19 protein-coding genes are annotated in these 22,172 nt (G+C 60.3%); 10 read left to right on the top strand and 9 right to left on the bottom strand.

Features of this window, described 5'->3' with window-relative positions; genetic code table 11:
• Window positions 1-48: 48 nt before the first annotated feature.
• The 5 genes from Q669_RS04210 (at window position 49) to Q669_RS04190 (ending at window position 5,402) form a co-directional block, all read left to right on the top strand.
• Window positions 49-1,632: a flavin-containing monooxygenase gene (locus Q669_RS04210; RefSeq protein ID WP_022991365.1), complete on the top strand. Its 1,584-nt coding sequence runs from the start codon at window positions 49-51 to the stop codon at window positions 1,630-1,632.
• Between the two features lie 204 nt (window positions 1,633-1,836).
• Window positions 1,837-2,979 carry a sterol desaturase family protein gene (locus Q669_RS04205; protein WP_022991364.1) on the top strand — a complete coding sequence of 381 codons (1,143 nt, stop codon included), beginning with the start codon at window positions 1,837-1,839 and terminating at the stop codon, window positions 2,977-2,979.
• A gap of 95 nt (window positions 2,980-3,074) precedes the next feature.
• A complete protein-coding gene (rluF, locus tag Q669_RS04200; RefSeq protein ID WP_022991363.1) occupies window positions 3,075-4,073 on the top strand; it encodes a 23S rRNA pseudouridine(2604) synthase RluF in 999 nt (332 codons plus the stop codon).
• Between the two features lie 85 nt (window positions 4,074-4,158).
• The gene (locus tag Q669_RS04195) at window positions 4,159-4,791 is read left to right on the top strand and encodes a MarC family protein (RefSeq protein WP_022991362.1); all 633 of its coding nucleotides are present in this window, start codon (window positions 4,159-4,161) and stop codon (window positions 4,789-4,791) included.
• A 35-nt stretch (window positions 4,792-4,826) separates the two neighbouring features.
• Window positions 4,827-5,402, top strand: a complete 576-nt coding sequence (locus tag Q669_RS04190; protein ID WP_022991361.1) for a gamma-glutamylcyclotransferase — start codon at window positions 4,827-4,829, stop codon at window positions 5,400-5,402.
• On the opposite strand, the gene Q669_RS04185 is transcribed toward Q669_RS04190, so the two are convergent.
• Window positions 5,327-6,286 carry a DMT family transporter gene (locus Q669_RS04185; protein WP_022991360.1) on the bottom strand — a complete coding sequence of 320 codons (960 nt, stop codon included), beginning with the start codon at window positions 6,284-6,286 and terminating at the stop codon, window positions 5,327-5,329. The genes Q669_RS04190 and Q669_RS04185 overlap by 76 nt on opposite strands.
• 244 nt (window positions 6,287-6,530) lie before the next feature.
• Here Q669_RS04185 and Q669_RS04180 point away from each other — a divergent pair, with 244 nt between their 5' ends.
• Entirely contained in the window at window positions 6,531-7,478 is a 948-nt protein-coding gene (locus Q669_RS04180; protein WP_022991359.1) for a LysR family transcriptional regulator, read from the top strand.
• A gap of 28 nt (window positions 7,479-7,506) precedes the next feature.
• On the opposite strand, the gene Q669_RS04175 is transcribed toward Q669_RS04180, so the two are convergent.
• On the bottom strand, window positions 7,507-10,008 hold the full coding sequence (locus tag Q669_RS04175; protein ID WP_022991358.1) for an acyl-CoA dehydrogenase: 2,502 nt from the start codon (window positions 10,006-10,008) through the stop codon (window positions 7,507-7,509).
• 242 nt (window positions 10,009-10,250) lie between these two features.
• Between Q669_RS04175 and Q669_RS04170 the strand changes: the two genes are divergently transcribed.
• The gene (locus tag Q669_RS04170) at window positions 10,251-11,894 is read left to right on the top strand and encodes a methyl-accepting chemotaxis protein (protein WP_022991357.1); all 1,644 of its coding nucleotides are present in this window, start codon (window positions 10,251-10,253) and stop codon (window positions 11,892-11,894) included.
• Here the strand turns inward: Q669_RS04170 and Q669_RS04165 are convergent.
• Window positions 11,884-12,774 (bottom strand): prenyltransferase, encoded by an 891-nt coding sequence (locus Q669_RS04165; protein ID WP_022991356.1) that lies wholly within the window; start codon window positions 12,772-12,774, stop codon window positions 11,884-11,886. The two genes, Q669_RS04170 and Q669_RS04165, sit on opposite strands and share 11 nt — an antisense overlap.
• 28 nt (window positions 12,775-12,802) lie before the next feature.
• Window positions 12,803-13,690 (bottom strand): AEC family transporter, encoded by an 888-nt coding sequence (locus Q669_RS04160; protein WP_011787210.1) that lies wholly within the window; start codon window positions 13,688-13,690, stop codon window positions 12,803-12,805.
• 186 nt (window positions 13,691-13,876) lie between these two features.
• Between Q669_RS04160 and Q669_RS04155 the strand changes: the two genes are divergently transcribed.
• Window positions 13,877-15,058, top strand: coding sequence for a MalY/PatB family protein (locus Q669_RS04155; RefSeq protein ID WP_014423052.1), 1,182 nt, complete (start codon window positions 13,877-13,879; stop codon window positions 15,056-15,058).
• Here the strand turns inward: Q669_RS04155 and Q669_RS04150 are convergent.
• Genes Q669_RS04150 through Q669_RS04140 form a run of 3 tightly spaced genes read right to left on the bottom strand, consistent with a single transcriptional unit; the run spans window position 15,046 to window position 18,060 of the window.
• Window positions 15,046-15,603 carry a hypothetical protein gene (locus Q669_RS04150; protein ID WP_022991355.1) on the bottom strand — a complete coding sequence of 186 codons (558 nt, stop codon included), beginning with the start codon at window positions 15,601-15,603 and terminating at the stop codon, window positions 15,046-15,048. The two genes, Q669_RS04155 and Q669_RS04150, sit on opposite strands and share 13 nt — an antisense overlap.
• On the bottom strand, window positions 15,596-16,591 hold the full coding sequence (locus Q669_RS04145; protein WP_022991354.1) for a DMT family transporter: 996 nt from the start codon (window positions 16,589-16,591) through the stop codon (window positions 15,596-15,598). Before Q669_RS04145 ends, Q669_RS04150 begins: the two co-directional genes overlap by 8 nt.
• A 17-nt stretch (window positions 16,592-16,608) precedes the next feature.
• The gene (locus tag Q669_RS04140) at window positions 16,609-18,060 is read right to left on the bottom strand and encodes a succinylglutamate desuccinylase/aspartoacylase family protein (protein WP_036148763.1); all 1,452 of its coding nucleotides are present in this window, start codon (window positions 18,058-18,060) and stop codon (window positions 16,609-16,611) included.
• Between the two features lie 192 nt (window positions 18,061-18,252).
• Here Q669_RS04140 and Q669_RS19230 point away from each other — a divergent pair, with 192 nt between their 5' ends.
• A complete protein-coding gene (locus Q669_RS19230) occupies window positions 18,253-18,411 on the top strand; it encodes a YqaE/Pmp3 family membrane protein (protein ID WP_014423048.1) in 159 nt (52 codons plus the stop codon).
• 2 nt (window positions 18,412-18,413) lie between these two features.
• Here Q669_RS19230 and Q669_RS04130 read toward each other — a convergent pair whose 3' ends face one another.
• A complete protein-coding gene (locus Q669_RS04130; RefSeq protein WP_022991352.1) occupies window positions 18,414-20,051 on the bottom strand; it encodes an MBL fold metallo-hydrolase in 1,638 nt (545 codons plus the stop codon).
• Window positions 20,052-20,347: 296 nt separating this feature from the next.
• Between Q669_RS04130 and Q669_RS04125 the strand changes: the two genes are divergently transcribed.
• Entirely contained in the window at window positions 20,348-20,773 is a 426-nt protein-coding gene (locus tag Q669_RS04125) for a thioesterase family protein (RefSeq protein WP_014423046.1), read from the top strand.
• A 3-nt stretch (window positions 20,774-20,776) separates the two neighbouring features.
• On the opposite strand, the gene Q669_RS04120 is transcribed toward Q669_RS04125, so the two are convergent.
• Window positions 20,777-22,099: an MATE family efflux transporter gene (locus tag Q669_RS04120; protein ID WP_022991351.1), complete on the bottom strand. Its 1,323-nt coding sequence runs from the start codon at window positions 22,097-22,099 to the stop codon at window positions 20,777-20,779.
• Window positions 22,100-22,172: the final 73 nt, after the last annotated feature.

Genomic DNA, 22,172 nt, shown 5'->3' with positions numbered 1-22,172 from the left:
CACCGACAACAACAGGCAAGGCCCTTCAGGCCACACAGGAGTGCAGCAATGAAACAAACCGCCAAGATCGCCATTATCGGCACCGGATTTTCCGGCCTGGGCATGGCCATCAAGTTGAAAGAGGCCGGTTTTGACGACTTTGTGATTCTGGAGCAGAGCGACAATGTCGGGGGCACCTGGCACGATAACCACTACCCGGGTTGCGCCTGCGATGTTCAATCTGCGCTGTATTCCTTCTCTTTTGAGCAGAATCCGAACTGGACCCGCATGTTTGCTCCCCAGCCGGAGATTCAGGCGTACCTGCGGCATTGCGCCGAGAAATACGGCCTGATGGATCACATTCGTTTCAATACCCACGTGGCTGGTGCCCGTTGGGATGGGGCCACCTCGGGCTGGGTTGTGGAAACCTGCAACAGTGCAAAACTCTGGGACTACATGGAAAAGAAAGGTTTGAAGCCCGGGGATGAACTGGATCGCAGCGACAAGGCCCTGCCGCCAATCCGCAAGCTGCGAAGCGAGATCCTGGTGTCCGGCATGGGCGGCCTGAGCACCCCCGCGTATCCGGAGATCAAGGGCATAGACACGTTCACGGGGACCAGTTTTCACTCCCAGAACTGGGACCATGACTACGATTTTCGTGGCAAGCGGGTCGCGGTTATCGGCACTGGTGCCTCAGCCATCCAGTTCGTGCCGGAAATTGCCAAAGAGGCCGCCCATCTGGACCTTTACCAGCGCACGCCGCCCTGGATCCTGCCCAAGCCTGACCGGGAAATCCGGCCACTGGAGCGGGCCATGTTCCGCAGGTTCCCGCAAACTCTGAATGCGTTCCGCCAGAGCATTTACTGGATGCTGGAAGCCCGGGTGCTAGGCTTCGTGGGTAACCCGCGCATTCTGAAAGTCGGTGAGTTGCAGGCCCGTCGACACATCCGCAACCAGATCAAGGACAAGGAACTGCGCAAGAAAGTGACGCCGGATTTCCACTTCGGCTGCAAGCGGGTGCTGATCTCCAACAACTACTACCCGGCCCTGGACCAGGAACACGTGGACGTACTGACAGACGGCGTTCGCGAAGTGAAAGGTAACACCATCATCGACAACAATGGCACCGAGCGCCCGGTGGATTGCATTGTCTATGGCACCGGCTTCAAGGCCCAGGAACCCATCCCCCGGGGCATGATCTTCGGCCGTGGTGGCCAGGATCTGCTCGACGCCTGGCGTGAGGGTGCGGAAGCCTACAAAGGCACCACCGTGGCCGGTTTTCCAAACTTCTTCATGCTGATGGGGCCCAACACCGGCCTGGGCCACAGCTCCATGGTGTACATGATCGAGTCCCAGGTGCAGTACGTGCTGGACGCCATCAAGAAGATGGACCACCGAGGCTGGAAGAGCGTGGAAGTGAAAGAGGATGCCTACAGCCAATACAACGCCTCTATACACGCCAAACTGGGCGACTCCGTGTGGCAGACCGGTTGCAAGAGCTGGTATGTGAACGAGAACGGCAAGAACACCACCTTGTGGCCGGGCTTCACCTGGCAGTTCCGACAGCAGACCCGGCGGTTTGATGCCGAGCAGTATGTGTGTGAATCGGCGGAGGTGATGGAGCAGGGTGGGGAGCCGGCATTGGCTGGTTAAAACGGTAGATAATTATAGCGCCCGAGTCAGGATGCTTCGGGCGCTATGAGGTTGATGTAAGCCACACCACCCCAACGAGTGGTTGGTAGTTTTCGCGTTCCTGAAATACCATAAGCACCCCGATCCACTGGAACACGGATCATGAACTGGCGCCCTTGGTTATTCGGCGCTTGTTGCTAAGCCTGAAATTTCAGCAGGGAACGCATGAACACGGAACAGGATACCGATTACCAGTACCGCGAGCGGGTGGTAGTGCCCCGCCCGGAAAAAGAACTTCGCTTTCGGAATGGACGAATCCCCGGGTATTTTTCGATATTTCTCGGTGGCTTGAGCCTGGCGGCGGTGCTCGCCTACCTGTTCCCTTCCTATCTGACCACCACTGATCTTCGTGCCGCGTATGATGCCGAGGCGCTTCAGGATGTCCTGAAGTACGGTATGTGGTTCTCCCTGTTTTTCGGCATTACCACCTTCATTCTTGATCGGCGCAAACGGCTTGGCGCTGCAGGTATTGCCATGACGCTGATCGCGTTTGCCCTGGGTGGCTACAACGTCCCGGTCGGGCCGGTGGAGCCGAAACCATTGTCGCTCGGCGTGGACTGGCTGATTCTGGCCTTTCTGGGTTCCACCATTGTCTTTACCAGCCTGGAGAAGCTCTTTCCGAAGTATCGGGAGCAGGTCATCTTGCGGGATCAGTGGGGGCTGGATTTCTTTTACTTCTGCCTGAATCACCTGCTGATCTCAGCGGTTCTGCTGTTTGGCAACTTCCTGGTAACGCGCTTTGAATGGGTGGCCAGCGACAGTCTTCAGGCGGCTATCCAGAGCACGCCGCTATGGCTGCAGGTGGTTTTGCTGATTCTGGTGGCCGACTTCGTGCTGTATTGGGAGCATCGGGTATTCCATGAAGTCCGGCGGCTGTGGCTGTTCCATGCCGTCCACCATTCGGTGGAAACCATGGACTGGCTGGCCGGTTCCCGTGCGCATGTGGTTCAGATATTTATTGAGCGTGGGTTGGTTATGCTGGCCCTGTATCTGCTCGGGGCCAGCAAGGAAGCGCTGGATATCTACGTCACGTTTGCCGCGTTGCAGGCCATCATCATTCACAGCAATCTCAATGTGCCCTGGGGGCCGCTCAAGTACCTGTTGGTAACGCCGCAGTTCCACCACTGGCACCACAGCTCAGAGAAGCCTGCCATCGATACCAATTATTCAGCACACACGGTGCTCTTTGACCGGCTGTTCGGCACCTATCATTTCCCGAAAGCGCACTGGCCAGCGGAGTATGGCACAACCCAGAAACTGCCGGGTTCCTATCTGCGGCAGCTGTTCTACCCGTTCCGCAGGCGGTGACCGGCAGTTGCCGTCACGGTGATGCAATGGGATGATGCGCGGGTTGCGTGCTGCCCGGCTCGCATTCACCCATCATCTGAAACCGGCAGGATGTCATGGTCAACCGAACCTCAACCCGACTGAACAAATACATCAGCGAGAGCGGTATGTGCTCCCGTCGGGATGCCGACCGGTTCATCGAGCAGGGCAACGTGCACATCAACGGCCGCCGGGCCCAGGTGGGCGATCAGGTGTTGCCCGGAGATGTGGTGAAGGTCAACGGCCAGGTAGTGGAGCCGAGAGACGAAGAAGATCTGGTGTTCATTGCCCTGAACAAACCGGTGGGTATTGTCAGCACCACCGACAGCGCGGAGAAAGACAACATCCAGCGTTTTGTCGGCCACAGTGAACGGATTTTCCCCATTGGCCGGCTCGACAAGGATTCCCAGGGGCTGATTTTCCTGACCAGCAATGGCGACCTGGTGAACAAGATCCTGCGCGCCGGCAATAATCACGAGAAGGAATACCTGGTCACGGTCGACAAGCCGGTCACCCGGGAATTCGTAGAGGGAATGAGTAACGGTGTGCCGATTCTGGGGACCATGACCAAGCGCTGCAAGGTCGAAAAGGTGTCCCGGTTTGTGTTCCGCATTACCCTGGTTCAGGGCCTGAATCGCCAGATTCGCCGTATGGCGGAGTACTTTGGCTACGAGGTGGCCAGGCTGGAGCGGGTGCGCATCATGAACGTCAGTCTGCAGGGGTTGCCGGTGGGTGCCTGGCGGGATCTGACGGAGAAGGAACTGGCGGTACTGTTCGATGCCATCCGGGATTCCTCGTCCGAGGCCACGGAGCCTGCTGGCAGCAAGCCCCGGAAGAAGCTGGCGGGTGCGAGGGGCGCTCGCCCGGGGCCCGGAGGCAAACCGGCGCGGGCTGGCGCAAAAGCTGGCGGGAAGTCACCGGCTGCTAAAGGGCGAAAAGGCCCCGGTTCCGGGCCCGGTAAACGGCCCTCTGGTAAACCCGGTGGCGGCCCAAAGCCGGGTGGTCGTGATCCGGGGTCCAAGGGTAAGCCATCGAAACCGGGCAAGCCCCGCAAGCCGTCCATCAAGAAACGTTGAGTACCCATAGGTTCTCTTCCTTACGGCAAAAAAGCCTTTCGGGCGCTATGCTTACCGGCTTTAACCCTGTGCCGGATTTGCCCGAATGTTTGAAACGTTTTTCTCTACCTATCTCAGCAGCACCATCCGATTCCTGTTCCTGCTGGCGCCATTTTTCGTGGTCACCATGTTCCTGGCCCTCACTCGGGGGCTCTCGATGGCGGAGAAAACCTCCATCATTCGTCGGGCCTGTGTCTCGGCCTTTATTCTGGGTGTGATCCTGTTCTTCGCCGGCCCGCTGTTGTTCAACGCCATTGGCATCACCCTGAACTCCTTCCGCATCGGTGCCGGCAGCCTGCTGTTCCTCACCGCCATCAGTCTGGTGAACAGTGGCACCCGTAACCACGCCACCGGGTTGCCCGAAGAGGATCGGGATGACATCGCGGTGGTACCCCTGGCCATTCCTGTCATGATTGGCCCGGCGACCATTGGTGCCATCATGGTTTACGGCGCCGAGCTTAAAGCGGTGCCAGAAGTGGCCGGTGGTCTGCTGGGCCTGGTGTCGGGCTTGCTGATTCTGGCGGGATTGCTTCGCTTGTCCGGTTATCTGGAGAAAGCGTTGGGCAAGACCGGCCTGAACATTATGTCGAAGATCAGCGGCCTGATTCTTTCCGCGATGGCGGCAGAAATCGTGCTGACCGGTATTGCCGGCTTCATTGCCAGTACCTCGGGCGCCTGAGACAATCCGGTCGTTATTTCTGGATGGGATGAGTCATGCCCGCGAACACCATTGAGCATAATCGCAGCCGGTTCAATTTTGATGGCATCGAGGCCATCTGGCTCTTCGGCTATGGCTCGCTGATCTACAAAGTGGATTTCCAGTTCCTGGAGCAGCGCCCGGCAGCCATTCGCGGTTGGGCTCGTCGGTTCTGGCAGGGTTCTCATGATCACCGTGGCACCCCCGAAGCGCCCGGGCGGGTGGTCACGCTGATTGAGCAGCCCGATGCCGTATGCAAGGGCGTAGCCTATCGGGTGTCACCCAACGTCTTCGAGTATCTGGATGTGCGGGAAAAGAACGGCTATCTGCGCTTCAGTACCACCATGACCTTTGACGATGGCAGTCATGCCGAGGGGCTGGTGTACATCGCTACGGAAGACAATGAGGCCTTTCTGGGCGAGGCACCGGAAGCGGACATTGCGCGGCAGATTGCCCTCGCCACGGGGCCTAGCGGCCCCAATTCGGAGTATTTGCTCAGGCTGGCCGATTCGCTGCGTCAGCTGGGCGATGATTGCTCACACACCTTTGCCATCGAGGCCTGTCTCCGGGCTGACGAATCGCCAGCCCCTTGAGTCGTTTCCTGCTCGGTCGGGTTGAATCCCCGGGCGGGTGACCGCTTCCGGTGCCGCAGGCCAATCAGTACCAGCGGCACCACAATCATCAGGCTGCCCGCCAGGAACCACAGGTCTGGCACCTCACCAAACCAGATCCAGCCAATGGCGACCGCCCAGATCAGCCCGGTGTATTCGGCGCTGGTGACCTGGTTGGCATCTACCTGCCGGTAGGCCAGCAACACGGTGATGTTGTAGCCCAGGATGAACAGGGCGGAACCGGCGGCGCTGATCAGGATTTGCGGGTTCCAGGCCGCGCCTTCCCAGAGTGCCAGGGCGGCGGCCGCCGGGACGATCAGCAGGTAGTTCAGAAACAGTTTGTGGACGGTGGTTTGTTCCTTGGGCAACTGGCGCACCATGACGGCGTTGATGGCCAGGGCGAAGGCAGAGCCGAGGGCGGCGATGACGGCCCAGTTGAAGTCCACCGGTCGCAGGATGACGATGATGCCGGCAAAGCCGCTGAACACAGCAGTCACACTGAGCGGAGTCAGTTTTTCGCTGAAGAATACGGCGGACAGTACCATCACCAGGATGGGCGCGGCGTAGAACAGGGCGTTGGCGGTGGCCAGTGGCAGGTTGGTCAGTGCCACCACCATGCAGACGATACCGACCAGATGGATGTGGGCGCGGATGGCGTGGATTTTCAGGCCGCCGAAGAGGTTGTTGCGGTCGAGTTTGCGGGCGAGCGGGAGCAGGAACGCCAGGGTGAGGACGCAGCGCAGGAAGGCGAACTGGAAGACGGGGGCACCGGGGTCCAGGAGCTTGATGAAGACGTCTGAGAGTATGGCCATGGCGTTGCCGATGACCAGCAGCAGAATGGCGCTGTTTACGGTTTTGCCTGACACTGTGGTGCTCCTTTTCCTGAAATCCGCTAACTTGAGTGCACGGGTATGTCGGCGGACTTGCTTCCGAAAACCGCTGCTAGTACATCCCTGTACGCTTGTCTCCGCCATCCATGGCTACGAACATTTTCGGAAGCAAGTCCGCCGACACACCCCCTGACCTTGGATGTGGATTCTAGGCGTGCTTAACTATCCGATAAAATGATCAATATTCCCCATTCATTAGAAAATTAGATAACAAGCAGCGATGAGACTCCCACCTCTAAAAGCTCTCCCAGTATTTGAAGCCGCCGCCCGGCTGAACAGTTTTTCAGCGGCCTCGGAAGAACTGGCCATCACCCAGAGCGCGGTCAGCCACCAGATCAAACAGCTGGAAACCTATCTGGGCGAGCGGTTGTTCTGGCGCTCCGGTCGTCGCGTGACGTTGACCGATGAGGGGCGGCAGTATTTCGATGCCATTGGTTCGGCTCTGCTTCAGATTGAGCGGGCCAGTGAGCAGTTGCTGGGGCATGAGGAGAGTCGGTTGCGGTTGTCGGTGTTCAGTTCGTTCGCCGTGCGCTGGCTGGTGCCCCGGTTGCCGGATTTGCAGCGGCTGCATCCGCAGATTGATCTGGCGCTGGAGATGAGTAGCGAGAACCCGGTGTTGTCGGATCGGGTGGCGGATTGTTTCATCACCATTCACCGGGATTCCCGGGCCTACAGTTACGATTTGCTGTATGAGGAGCGACTGTTTCCGGTCTGTAGTCAGGATTACTGGCAGCGTATGCGCCGGGAGCTGGGCCGGGATGCGGAGCCGGAGCGGCGGGATGAGCAACCGGTGTCGCCGGGTGAGATGGCGGGGTTTCCGCTGCTATCAACTCACAGCATTTTCGACCGACCGGCCGGAGACTGGGAGGCCTGGTACAGCGCGGTAAGTGAATTGATGCCCACGGGCACTCGCGTTCAGCACTTCAGCCATATGCTGTTGGCACTTGAGGCGGCGCGGTTTCATCAGGGCATTGCCCTGACCAATGACTACATGCTGAGTACCCGGAAGGATTCTGAAGATTTCGTGCGGCTACCGACGCATTCGGTGGTAACCGGCGACAAATTTTACTTTGCCTGGAAGACCAGCCGCCGGCGGGAACGCGGGATTCAGACGCTGCGCCGGTGGTTGGTGGATGAGGCGATTCGGGGTGGCTTGAGGGGCGAGTGACCGCCCCTCAATGAGAAGGTAGCTAAGCTCAGCCTTTGGACGGCCGCTCCACCACCTTGCGCTTGCCTTTGGCGCTTTTGGCGAGGGATTTCAATCCGTCGGCATCAAAGGCGTCTACGCGGATGACGTCATAGAGTGCCGTCAGGGCTTCTTCCAGTTTCGGGCACTCATCCGCTTTGACAATGCCCTGGGCACAGGCCCAGTCCACCAGTTCCTTGCGTTGGTGGCCCATCAGCAGGGCGATGCCATCCACTTCGTCTTCGTCCCGGCTGCGGATCGCCTCGTGCAGTTTGTGACGGGATTCCTCGGTTTCGTTCGCCAGTCGATAGGCGTTGAGTACACGTCCGAGCGGGTCGCTGGGATCGGCATTGATGAAGGTTCCCCGGCTGATGCGCTGGCGCACAGGCGTGTCTTTCACGATGGTAGCCGCCACTTTGGCACCGAGCTTGTCATCCGGGCCGTTCAGGCCGGTGGCGCCGAGCGGGAAGACCATCAGCCGCAGCGGCCAGCGCAGGGCGGGTACCGGGAAGTTGATGATGGCTTCACGCATGGAGTCCTGCAGGTCGTGCAGGCAGGTTTGCAGGCACCATTCCACCAGATCCCGTTGGTCGTCCGGATAGCCTTCCTCATGCCATTGCTTGATCACGGCGGTGGCGTAGTAAAGCTGTACGAGACAGTCGGCCATGCGGCCAGACAGCCGCTGGCGGGCTTTCAGGCCGCCACCGACGGTGAGCAGGGTCACGTCGGTCATCAGGGCAAAGGCCGCCGAGAAACGGCCCAGCTGGCGGTAGTATTTCTGGATGTCACCCTGGCGGGGTGCGCTTTCCAGCCAGCCTTTACTCAGGCCCAGAACGAATGCACGCAGGGCATTGCGGGTGGTGTGGGCCAGGTGGCGGTAGAAGATGCCGTCGAACTTCTTCGCGGCTTGATCCTGGTTTTCCATGCCCGCCGCTTCGATTTCCTCAACAATGAAGGGGTGGCAGCGGATGGCGCCCTGGCCGAAGACCATCAGGCTGCGGGTCAGGATGTTGGCGCCTTCCACGGTAATGCCGATAGGCACGGCCTGGTAGGCCCGTGCCAGGAAGTTGCGGGGGCCGGTGATAACGCCCCGGCCGGCGACCACGTCCATGGCGTGGTTGATCACTTCCCGCATCAGGTCTGTGTTGCGGTATTTCAGCACCGCTGAAGGTACCGACGGGCGAACGCCCCGGTCCAGCATACCGGCGGTCAGCAGGCGGGCTGCGTCCATCATGTAGGTGTAGCCGGCAATGGGTTCCAGGGCTTCCTGTACGCCTTCAAACTGGCTGATGGAGCGGCCGAACTGCTCCCGGGTGTAGGCGTAGGAACCGGTCGCCAGGCTGGCCAGTTTGCCGGCGCCGGTGCCCAGAGCGGGCAGGGAGATGGAGCGGCCGATGGACAGGCATTCCAGCAACATTTTCCAGCCCTTGCCGAGCATGTCCTGGCCGCCAATTACCTGTTCCATGGGGATGAAGACTTCAGTGCCCCAGGTGGGGCCGTTCATGAAGACCGTGTTCATGGGCAGGTGGCGGGCACCGGCATTCACGCCGTCGGTATCCCGCGGCACCATCACACAGGTGACACCGATCTCGTCCTGCTCGCCAAGCAGGTGCTCGGGGTCGTAAACCTTGATGGCGAGGCCGATCAGCGTAGCGACCGGCGCCAGGGTGATGTAGCGCTTGTTCCAGGTCACTTTCAGGCCCAGCACTTCCTTGCCGTTCCATTCGCCCTTGCAGACGATGCCTTTGTCCGGAATCGCGCCAGCATCGGAGCCGGCGACCGGAGAGGTCAGTGCAAAGCAGGGGATTTCTTCACCCCCGGCCAGGCGAGGCAGGTAGTGCTGTTTCTGCTCGTCGGTACCATAGTGCATCAGCAGCTCGCCGGGACCGAGGGAGTTGGGCACCATCACGGTCACCGCCGCAGACACGCTGCGGGTGGAGATCTTCATGACGATTTCGGAATGGGCGGTGTTGGAAAAACCCAGGCCGCCGTCTTCTTTGGGAATCACCAGACCAAAGAAGCCCTTGCTACGAATGAACTTCCACACTTTGTCCGGCAGATCGTAGTGTTCGTGGGTGATCTGCCAGTCGTCCAGCATCTTGCACAGTTCTTCCACCGGGCCATCAAGAAACGCCTGTTCTTCACTGGTCAGGTGAGCGGGCGCGGCATCCAGCAGCTTGTTCCACTCAGGTTGGCCGGAAAACAGTTCGCCGTCCCAGTCAACGGAGCCGGAGTTGAGGGCTTCCTGTTCGGTGGGAGACAGTTTTGGTAAGCGACTGCGAACCCAGCCCAGCAGTGGCCGGCTGAGTTTATCCAGGCGCAGGTCGCCAGGGAGGGTTACGAGCAGTGCCAAAGCCAGCAGGATGCCGCCGATCAGAAAACTCAGAATGTGCCAGTCGTCCTGGGCGACACCAATCAGGGTAGCGACGGACATGATGAGGGCGGCAGTTTTGCCACCGATACTGAAGTAAATCAGTACCAGGGCACTGAGAACGAGGAGCAGAACGCTCATGGGCAGACCTCCATATCATGAATGAAATCAGACAGATTTGATTCTTACCATCGGTCAAAGTTCAGTCAGTTGCAAGCGGTTAGCGTGGTTAAGGCCAGAGCGAGCACGGTTTGTGGATCTGGTCGGGTTGCGGAAAACAGGGAACGGAGATTGTTAATTTACAAAATCTTTCAATTCCTTCTGAGCTATTCCTAACACCTATCGTAAATCACTCCACGTTTTCTTTCACTCTGGAGTGTTTTATGACTGGCCAACTTACCGTTGCCAAACGCCTGGCCCTGGGATTCGGGCTGATCGTGTCTCTGATGATTGCGATCACGGTGATCGGCAACCAGCGGGTCGGGTTCATGGACAAGACCCTCACCTCGGTTAACGAAGGCGCGGCGTTGAAGCAGCGCTATGCCATCAATTTTCGGGGCAGCGTACATGATCGGGCGATTGCCATCCGCGATGCGGTGCTGGTAAACCGGGATTCCGAGTTGCAGCGGCATCTGCAGGACATCGACCGGCTGGCCGCGATGTATCGTGAGAACGCCAGTGATATGGCCCGGATGTTCCGGGAGCAGGGCGCCCAGGCACAGGAACGGGAGCTGCTGGATGCGATCGAAAACATCGAGACAACCACCCTTGCCCTGACGGCCAGAGTGATTGAGCTTCGCAGCAATGGTCAGAACGAAGCGGCCCGGCAACTGCTGCTGCAGGAAGCCTCGCCGGCGTACAGCGAGTGGCTCGACCGGGTTAACGCCTTTATTGATTACCAGGAAGATGAAATTGCAGGAGATGTGAGTGCCGTGCGTCAGGCGGCCAGTGGCTTCAATCTGCTGATCATTTCGGTAACAGCGGTCGCGGTGTTGCTGAGTGTCGTCATTGCGACGGTGATCATTCGTGGACTGAAGCGGATTCTGGGGGCCGAGCCGGAAACCGTCGCAGAGGCCATTCGGCAATTGGCTGACGGCAATCTGAACCAGCAACTCGACACGCGATACCCCAACAGTGTGATGGGGGCGCTGGTGGATACCATCGAACGCCTGACCGGGATTATTCAGGACGTGCGTTCGGCAGCGGATGAGTTGTCCAACTCCTCCAGGGAGCTTGAAGGGACGTCTGATAATAACAGTCGCCAGATCCGAATGCAGGCGACGGAGGCGGAACAGATGGCCACCGCCGTGAACCAGATGGCCGCCACGGTCAATGAAGTGGCCGGCTTTGCGGCCAGTGCCGCCAGCGCTACCCAGAAAGCCGACACCGAAGTGGAAACAGGCAATCAGGTGGTACAGGAAACCGCTGCCGCCATTACCGGTCTGGCCGACAAGCTGGAGCAGGCGGCGGCTTCGGTGAACCGGGTGTCCGAAGACAGCGGTAACATCGAACAGATTATTGAAGTGATCAACGCCATCGCCGAACAGACAAATCTGCTGGCCTTGAACGCCGCGATCGAGGCGGCCCGTGCCGGTGAGCATGGTCGTGGCTTTGCTGTGGTGGCGGATGAAGTCCGTTCCCTGGCGTCCCGCACCCAGGAATCTACCCGTGAGATTCAGGACATGATTGGCCGGCTACAGACCGGAGCCGGCCAGGCAGCGGGCGAAATGGAAGAGAGTCGGAAGCTGGCGGGCGTTACCGTCGAAAAAACGACGGAAGCCGAGCGTTCTCTGGCGCGAATCCGGGAAGAAATGGCTTCAATCAATGATATGAATGCCCAGATCGCCAGCGCGGCGGAAGAACAGAGCTCGGTGGCCGAGGAAGTGAACCGGAACATCGCCCGGATTCACGATGCCACCATCGAAACCTCCGCAGGTTCAGATCAGGTGGCGGGTGCCAGCCGCGACCTGGCCGTGCTGGCGGGGCAGCTGCAGTCCCGGGTCAGCCGGTTCAGGCTCAAAGGCTGAGCCCGGTTACCAGCAGCGCCAGTGTGGACAGCAGTACCGCCACGTTGGCGCCCAGCACCCGGTTGAGCTGATCTGGCGTCGCCAGTACCCGAGGTAGTCGAAGACTGATCCAGATTGCTGCCGGTAGCGGTGCCAGGGTGATAAGGCTGGTCATTGCCAGATAGCCACTGACCACACTGGCAACGATGACACCATAGCTGGCAAGCAACAGGCCAGCCACCAGATGGGCGGCTTTTTCGGGGCCAAGGGTAATCACCAGATGGCGCCGGCCAATCGCTCGATCGGCCTCTGCATCCGGTATCTGGTTGATCAGCAACAGCTCACTGACCATCAAGAGCGCCACCAGAGACGCCAGCAGGGCGGAGGTATCGATGCTTGCCCCAAGCGCGATAACGGTGCCCAGCACCATGATGGGACCAAACCCCATGCCCGGTGCCAGCAGGCACAGCAGTGGGGAGCGGGTAATCCAGCGGGTATAGGTGAGCACCAGCACCACACCGGCCGCTCCGAGCACCAGCAGAGGCAGACCCCGCAGCCAGAGAAAATACAGACCGATGGTAACCACCACCGCGAGTGTGCCCAGACCTGCCCAGAGCACGCGCCGGGCTGCAGACGGCACCTCGGGCAGGGCGCCGCTGCCACCGGAGAACGGGGTGCGCTCGGTGATCATGTCGAGGCCGGAGCGAAAATCGTCGTATTCGTTCAGCAGATTCACCGCCGCATGGGCAAGTACGGCGCCAAGGAAAACCAGAAAGGTGTGTAAAAGTTCGGGCGCCTGGCCCTGTTGCCAGGCGACGGCCAGGCCCAGGCCGGCACACAATGGGGCGAGCAGTAAAAAGTTCGGGCGGGACGCGCGGACCACCGCAAGGGTTTCTGACATTGATCAACTCTCCGGATTGCGGAGAAGCTTACACGTAGCCCGCCGCAAATACCAAGCCCAGCACAATGGGCATCACCACCAGACTGCCCAGGTTGCTCAGCAGCACCAGGGAGGCCACAGCGTGGGGTTCCTGCTGATACTGTTCGGCCACCATGTAATTCAGTACGGCCGGTGGCAGGGCGGCAAAGACCCAAAGGCTGGCGACCTGCAGCCCCGGCAGATCCAGCAGTGCAATCATTGGCCAGGCCAGAATGAGTCCGGAGAGCGGGCAGGCGATGGCGCCGATCAGCCCCAGTTTCCAGTCACTGAAATCGACATCCAGCATGCGGACGCCCAGGGCAAACAGCATCAGTGGAATGCACACGCCGCCAAGCATGTTCAGGGTTTCCAGCAGCCAACCCGGCAGCGGGATACCACTGAGATTCACCGCCAGGCCGGCGATGCTGGCGAATACGATGGGCAACCGTAGCCGGCGGATAATGGAGGTGTGGGGGTCCAGCATGTACAGGCCTACCGAGAAGTGCAGCAGCATTTCCACGATGAACAGCACAATGGCCGCAGGCAGCGCCGCATCCCCGAATGCCAGCACCAGAATCGGAATCCCCATGTTGCCGGAGTTGTTGAACATCATCGGTGGCAGGAAGGTTTTCAGGTTCAGCTTCAGCAGCCTGGCCACCGGATACAGAATCACACCGGACCCCAGAACCACCACCGTGGCGGCCAGCGCCAGCCAACCGTATTCCTGCAAGGGCGCCTGCTGGTCTGCCAGTACCGCAAACACCAGCATGGGCACGAACAGTTCCATGTTGAGCACATTCAGGCCCTGAATATCCGGTGTCCGGTAACGCCCGTACAAGGCGCCGCAGCCGGCAATCAGGAATACCGGCAGCATGGTGGAAAGAATCTGGCCAATCATGGAAGGGCTCCGATTATTGTTTTTGGTCAACGCAGGTGACTAATCCGTTAGGTTCGCAAGCATCGGGTGGATTGGGCAAGCGAAATTCATGGCTCTTCGACCAAAGCCGGAGCCAAAGCGTCGGTTGCGACGGCGGCACCGGGCCACCACAATAGCGTTTTCACGGAGACAGCAAGCGGAGCCCCCATGAATGGCAGCGTTTTCGATCAGCCCATCGCCAGAGAGCACACCTGTTCGGTAAAGTTTGATGCCCGCAAGGCGGTATTCGGCCGTGACGATGTGATACCGGCGTGGGTCGCCGATATGGACTTCCCGGCCCCGGAAGCGGTCACCCGTGCGCTGACCGAGCGGGCGCAGCATCCGGTATATGGCTATACCCTGTTCCCGGACAGCCTTTATGAGGCCATGATCCAGTGGTTTGAAAGCCGTCATGGCTGGAGCATCCAGCGAGACTGGATTGTCATGGCGCCCGGGGTGGTGCCGTCCCTCAACGCGGCCTGCCTGGCCTTTGCCCAACCCGGAGAGGGCGTGATTATCCAGCCGCCGGTGTACCCGCCGTTTTTCAGCTCGGTCAGGGATACCGGCCGGACCGTGATCGAAAACCCTTTGATGGCAGACGAAACCGGTGACTACCGCATGGATCTGGAGCATTTGGAGCAATGCGCCGCCCGGCCGGATGCCAAGGTATTGCTGCTGTGTTCACCCCATAATCCGGTGGGACGGGTCTGGCGCGAGGCGGAACTGGTTCAGGTGCTGGACATCGCGCGCCGTCATGGCCTGGTGGTGCTGTCGGACGAGATTCACTGCGATCTTACCTATCCAGACAAGCCCGCTCATAGGGTGTTGGCAACCCTGGCCGAAGGGGATGATGCGCTGATAACCGCGGTTGCGCCGAGCAAGACCTTCAATATGCCGGGGCTGGGCCTGTCGGCCCTGGTGATTCCGGATCCGGAGCGCCGCAAGGCCATGAAAACGGTGTTCGAACGGCTGCACCTGCCGCAGTGTAACCCGTTCAGCATCGCCGGGTTCGAGGCAGGCTATCGCCATGGTGGTTCCTGGCGGGATGATCTGATGGCCTATCTGAAGGGCAATCGCGATTTCGTGGTGCAGGAGGTTGACCGCCGACTCACCGGTATCCGCACCTCGGCGCCGGAAGGCACCTACCTGATCTGGCTCGATTGCCGGGGCCTGAAGCTGGACGACACCGCCCTGAAACGCTTTTTCGTGCAACAGGCGGGGATTGGCCTCAATCCGGGGCTCAGTTTCGGCAGCCAAGGCAGCGGTTTCATGCGGCTGAACATCGGCTGCCCGAGAGCGGTACTGGCGAAGATTCTCGACCGTATTGAGGTCGCCCTTCAGGGCAGCTGATTTTCCAGGGAGCAGTGATCTTCAACCAGCTGCCAGTGCGGCGGCGTATTCATCCCGGGCATATCGCCGCTGGTCGGGCGGATCGCCTTCCAGATCTTGCCGCCATGGCTGGCTTCGCTGCCCACGGTGTAGCTCTCCGAGAACAGCCACTGGTCGGGCTGCTCGCACAGTTCGTTGTCACTGGACGATTCCGAGGCTGGTGAATCCGGGCTTCCGGTGACCGTGCCTGTCTGCGCAGTTCGCCCGGTTTCTACATCGGACTTGTCGATCGGGGCCGGGGGCGCTGCCTCGCCGGAGCATTCGGGTGCAGAATCCAGCTGTTTCCAGTCAAAGGTAATGCCTGGCTCCAGGCCCTGGTGTAGCTCCCGGGACTGGTACCACTCGCCGTCATGGTGAACCACCGCTCCGGCCGGGTAATAGCGGGAGGGCACCCAGTTGGACTCGTCCGGGTCGCAGGGGGCAGCCGCGACGTTCAGGGAAAGAGCGGCCAGCATCAGGGCAATGATGGCCGGCCAGGAATGTGCAGAGGTGGTCTGCCTAGTCATTCGGCTCTCCTTTATCCAGTGCAGTGACAGGCTGGCGGTGCAGGCGCCGGCCGGTTCGGGTGGCCAGTATCAGGCCTCCGAGTATCAGCAGTCCACCCAGCAGATGGAACAGGCTGAGGTTTTCCCTGAGGAAAACAACCGCCAGTACAGAGGCATAAACCGGCGTAAGGTACATGAAAATGGCAGCCCGGGCAGGGCCAATGCTGTGTACGCCATGATTCCAGAAGGCGTAGGCGAGAATGCCGGGAAAAATCGCGAAATAGATCAGAGGCAGGGCAGTACCTTTTGACAGGGTAAAGCCGCCGCTGAAGAACAGAAAGTCCAGCAGGTAGACCGGCGCGAGAATCAGGGTACCCAGCAGGATCTGCGTGGTGAGGAAGGTCAGTGCTGGCAGTGGCACGGCCTGCCGGCGCAGCAGTACTGAGAACAGTCCCCAGCTAAATACCGCGGCCACCATCACCAGGTCTCCGGGCTGGGCCTGCAGACCGGTCAGCACCGACACATCTCCCCGGGCAATCACACACAGAATGCCGGCCAGGGCCATGGCAATGCCCAGTATCTGAATCGGGCGGGTCCGGTCGCCCAACAACAGCCAGGCCAGCAGCGCGACAAAAATCGGGATGGTGGCGTTGATCAGCGCGATGTTGGTGGCTGTCGTGGTCATGGCCGCGACATAGAGCAGGGAATTGAAAGCGGCAACGCTGAAGGTGGCCAGTGCAATCATGGACCCGAGGCGCTGACGAATGACCTGCCGGTGGCGCCAGATACCGGGCAAGCCGAACGGCAGGATAATGGCCAGAGCCAGTACCCAGCGCCAGAACGACATGGACAAGGGCGGAATATGCTCGACCGTGCCCCGGGCCACCACGGCGTTGCCGGCCCAGAACAACGGTGTCAGCACCAGACCGATGTAAGCCAGGGTTTGCCCGGAGTTTTGCGTTGTGGCGTTCAGGTCAGACACACCGTCTCCTGCTGGTTCCGTGCCCATGGAAAACGCCTAGCATACTACTCTCCGGGTACTTGTGCCTCCGTACCTATGTGGTAGGCGGCAAACCCTGCCATCACCACCTGATCCACCGCCATGCCGATGACCCGGCCGTCCGAGGAGGCGCGAATCGGATGCTGTTCGTTGGTGATTGGATCGGCGACATAACCCAGTACCTCGCCCTCGGATACCGTCGCTCCAAGCTTGATTTCGCTGAACAGGATGCCGCCATGCTGGGCCCGGATCCAGGTAGAGTCGTAATACACCGGCTCCGGATCGCCCCAGACAAACATGCGGGAAATCATGCCGTGTTTTTCCATCAGGCTGTTGAGACTGTTCACGCCTGCTTCGATCTGGTGCTCCTGGATGCGCAGGGATTCACCCGCCTCCAGGGTGACGCTGCGGATTCCGGCGTTGGTGGCTGCGGTGCGTAGCATGCCGGGTGAGCCGGAACTGTGGACCACGGCCATCCGGTCAAAGCCCCGGGTGAATTCCGCGACATCGGGATTGTTCATGTCGGCCCGTAGTTGCGGCAGGTTGGTGCGTTTGAGCGACCCGGTATGGATATCCACCAGCATGTCGCAGTGCCGGATAACGTTGTTAAACAGGGAATAGGCAACGCGGTCTGCCAGTGTGCCGTCCGGGCTGCCCGGAAAATGCCGGTTCAGGTCGCGACGATCTGGCAGATAGCGGCTGCCCTGCTGAAAACCGGTGAGGTTAACGATGGGCACGCCGATAACCCGGCCACTGAGTTTTTCCGGGTTCAGGTCGTACATGCTGCGACGGACAATCTCAATGCCATTGAGCTCGTCACCATGAATGGCGCCGGTCAGGCACAGGGTGGGACCCTGGTTGACGCCATTAACCACCAGCACCGGGGTAATCTGGGACAACCCGGCAATCTGAATGCCTGGCGACCAGGCCAGTCGTGTCGCAGTGCCGGGTAGAATTTCCTTGCCCAGCAGGGTGAAACTCTCTGCGGGCACGGGTGCTGCTGGTTCCGGCTCTTTTTCGGCAATATCGTCCGGGGACGCCGGGGTGTTGCTCCCGGCCGCGTCGGCTGTCCCGGATTGTATTTCGGCCTGAGGTTCCGGCTGCACGGCAGAATCCCCGGAATCGCTTGCCTCGGGCTCGGGCTCCGGCTCCGGCAGCGGGGCCACTTCTTTCAGGTCGATATTAGGTGCGATTTCACGGGGCTTGTTGGCTGCCTCCGGTGCCTCCACCGGGGGTGCCTGCGGGCTGCTCTGTTCGCTGGTTGTCTCAGCCTGGGCGCGTGCCTGCGCAGAGCCCCGGCGGGGTTCCGAGTGCTCAACATCCTCAACGTTTTCATCTTCCGCCAGATCGGCCACCAACAGGGCGGTGGCGTCTGCCTTGGAACTGACTGCCTCGGCCAGCACGGCGGGCGTCGCCAAAACCAGGAGTGATGATGTGAGTGCGCTAGTGATGGAATATCTGAGCCTTGCTCTCAGCATAAGTCCTCAATTACCTGACGATGTGGCCCCAAGGATAGGGATGAGCCTCAATCATGAATACGGCTGTGACAGAGGTTTAATGCCACTTTCATGAAACCGGGCCGAATTTACCCGGTTCAATATGGTGAAATGTCATACCACTGCTATCTTGCAGTGATATGACTGTTTTACGCCCGTCAAGGAGAGAACTGAATGGATCTTTTGCGAATTCTGGTAGCAATTCTGTTACCGCCGTTAGGCGTCTTTTTACAGGTTGGTATCGGCAAGCATTTCTGGATCAACATCCTGCTGACCATCCTGGGTTACATTCCGGGCATCGTGCACGCGGTATGGGTGATCGCCAAGAAGTAGGCTCAGTCTGGCGCGACCACGTGCCAGAGCCCGTCGTCGGCGAACGCCCTGTGTTCGGCTTCCAGCTTCAGCAGGTGCGCCAGCGCTGAGCGGGCGGCCAGGCCGTGAATGGCGGCCGGGACATCGTCATAGGCCCTGGCGGTCAGGTCTTTCAGACTGACCGGTGCCAGCGCCTCCAGCGCCCGCCACACTTTGTGTTCCCGGGACAGCCGGTGGGTGATCAGGTAATCCATCACCGCCGCAGGCTGGCCCATCAGAAAACCATGGGCCGGTGCGATAAAGCGCACAGGCTCGGCCAGCAGATCGTACATGGAATCAATGTAGGCCTTCATATCGCCGTCCGGCGGGTTAATCACCACCGTGGACCCCTGCATGATGTGATCCCCGGAAAACAGTAATTCCTGATCCAGCAACAGATAACACAGGTGGTTCGAGGCGTGGCCCGGGGTATGCAAAACCTTCAGGATGCCCGCTTCGGTCACAATCAGATCGCCGTGCCCGGGTTGATCATCCGGTGCGAAACTCGAATCCTGCCCCGCGCCCTCAGGCGCTGGCCAGCCAAATACCCGGCAACCGGTGCGGGCCTTGAGTTGGACCACGGCCGGGGAGTGGTCCATGTGGGTGTGGGTAACCACCACCTGATCCACCACACCACCGGTAAGCTCCAGAATCCGCTCGATATGCGCCTCGCTCGCCGGGCCCGGATCCAGCACCGTAAAGCGCTCATGGCCGAGAATATAGGTGTTGGTGCCCGGGCCGGTCATCATCCCGGGGTTCGGCGCGGTCAGCCGTACCACCCCGGCGGCAACCTCCACCGGCTCCCCGGGAACAATCTCCGCACGGGTTGATCCTTCACCTTCCGGATCCAGCTTGACTGCCTCGTCATAGGCTGGAGCGTTGGGTTCCAGCATCACCGGTTTGCCCTTGCGCACCGCCGGCCAGGGCTGATCCGGAAACGCCTCCGGGGGATTGGCGTGGGCATAACGCATCAGCTCGCCGGTCGTGCCGAACTCACTCAGTACCCGCAAGGTCCGGATCGTCGGTAACCCCAGCAACCGGGCACCGGCCCGATGTTCCTCAAGCGCCTGAGCCGGCGCAATCCAGACGTGATCAATGGTTTCCGTACCATCATGGCTCGCCACCTGGCCCTCCGGCGCCACGGCCACAAAAAACCGGGTATCAAACCGGCGCGGCGGCCCCGGTGGCGTCACCCAGTGGCTCAGATACGCCAACCGGTCCAGCGGCACCGTCAAACCATGCTTCGCGCACAACTGCGCCAGCGAAATCTCCTCCTGAAACAACGCCATTCGCTCACTGTGAACCCCGTGATCGGCGCCAATCAACTGACCGGACGCATCCTGAGCCAGCAGAATCCCCGCCTCTTCAAAACACTCCCGAACCGCCGCCAGCATGTAATCCGCCCCGCCTTCATCCAGACTCATGGTCTGACTGATGTCGGCATCCTCCACACCCACCACATGAGCCCGCCCCTCCGGCTCCTGCGCATTCACCGCACCCCCCGGGAACACGTAATAACCCGGCAGAAACACCGCCTCCCAGGTGCGTTGCAGAAGCAGGACTTCAATACCGTTATCGGTATCACGGGTCAGAACCAGGGTGGCGGCGGGGCGGATGTTCATAAGCTTCTCAGAGTCTTGTTAGTGTTTTTGGTGCGCGCAGAACGTCAGCGTGGGGATTGGGGATGAGCTTTCCAAAAATTTGCGGAGCCAGGGATGGCGGAGCAGAAGCGTCACATGGATGTGCCGAAGGAGCGGTTTTTGGAAAGCTCATCCCCAAGCGCCACAAACGCCAGCTTAAGTGCGCATAGTTGTTTGCAAGATACCCGAACAACCCACAGGATGAGAAGCGACAAAGGTCGGAGTATGATGCACCCCCATTACTCAATCGCACCAAGCGCACCCCAGGGGACCCCCAAGTGGCCAGAATCAAACTCGACTTTCCCGACACCGCCTTCACCTTCGAAACCCGCCTGCCGGTGCGCATCACCGACATCAACGGCGCCAACCACCTGGGCAACGACGCGCTGATCTCCATGCTGTCTGAAGCGCGCGCCCAATTCCTGGTGGAGCACGGCATTGAAGAGGCGGGCCACGATGGTGTGGGCATCATCGTCACGGATCTCGCGACCATGTACCAGGGTGAGTCCTTCTATCCGGACCTGCTGCGCTTTGAAGTGGGGCTGATGGATTTCAACAAATACGGCGGTGATTTCGTGTTCCGGGTGACCAAGGCCGACAGCGGGCAACCAGTGGCGCTGGCCAAGTACGGTTTCGTGTTCTTTAACTACCAGAGCCGGGAAGTAACCCCCATGCCCGAGAGCTTCCGCGCCCGGTTTGCCTGAGTATTACCCCTGCTGGCGCAACCGGCTCATACCCTGGCGATACAGGCTATAGGCCATGGTGCCGGCCAGCAGGTTGCCCACCAGAGCGCCGGACATCAGCCCGGTCAGCCCGGCCAGTTGCCCGCCAATCCAGAGCAGGGGCAGATAGCAGGCGAATAGCCGCAGGGTGGAAATCAACAGTGCGCGCATGGGCATGCCCAGCGCGTTGTTGACTGACACCATCAGAATACACACGCCAAGCCCGCTGTAGCTCAGTGGCACTCGCAGCAGATAGCTCACCAGAATGTCCTGTACCCCGGCATCGCGGCTGAACAGGCCAGAGACGAAGCCGGAGGCGGCCAGCCAGATCAGCCCGATGGCCAGCTGCCAGATCACGATAAAGCGCACCGCAATGCGAACCAGCTTGCGGATCTTCTCGACTTCTCCTGCCCCCAGCATGCGGCCGATCATCGGCGGCATGGACATGGTCAGGGCCAGCACTACCACAATGGAGAAGAACTCCAGGCGGGTGCCCAGGCCCCAGGCGGCCACCGCGGCAGAGCCGAACCCTGCCACCAGTGCCGTGGCCAGCATAGCTGAGATAGGTGGCATCAGCTGGCTGACCATGGCCGGCGCCATGATGCCGCCAAGCTGGCGTACAGCCTGAGCCAGTTGCAGTTGGAGCAGGTCGAATCTTAGCCACTGGCGTTTGAGCAGGGTCGGGTAGACGATCAGCGCGCCAATGCCGAAGGCGGTGATGGTGGCCCAGGCGGCGCCGGGCAGACCCCAGCCGAACACGAAGATGTACAGCGGGTCCAGGGCGATGTTGAGCAGGCTGGTGATGATCATCATGTAGCCCGGCAGGCGGGTGTCGCCATTGGCGCGGCACACAGCGTAGCTGAAGTAGACCATGGCGCCGGTCCAGGCGGAGAGTAGCCAGGGTGCCCAGTATTCCCTGATGACTGGCCGCAGGGCCTGTTCGGCGCCGAGCAGGTCCAGGATCAGGTTTTGCAGGAGCCAGACCGACAGGCATAGAAGGAAAGCCAGGCCGGCCCCAATGGCGACCACCAGGCCGCCCAGGCGTTGGGCGCGCATGTCGTCGCCCTGGCCCAGTGTGCGGGAGATGATGGCGGTGGTGGCGATGCCCAGCCCTACGTACATGCCGCTGACCAGTTGTTGCATGGGCACGGTAAAGCCCAGCGCTGCCAGCGGGTCGCGGCCGAGTTGGCCGACGAAGGCGCTGTCGGTGAGCTGGAAGGTCATCAGCGAGAGCACGCCGAAGAGCATGGGCCAGGTCATGTGGTAGAGCTGGCGGCCCAGGGAGGCGTTTTGCAGGTGGTTTTGCACGTTAGCTTGAGGGCCTTGGTATTGAGTGTGGCGGGGATTCTAGCAGTTCTTGTGTCGGGTGCATGCACTCGGC

Origin of the sequence: Marinobacter sp. C1S70 (assembly GCF_000475355.1) — a bacterium.
GTDB classification, from domain to species: domain Bacteria; phylum Pseudomonadota; class Gammaproteobacteria; order Pseudomonadales; family Oleiphilaceae; genus Marinobacter; species Marinobacter nauticus.
This window is presented reverse-complemented; position numbering and strand designations above follow the sequence as displayed.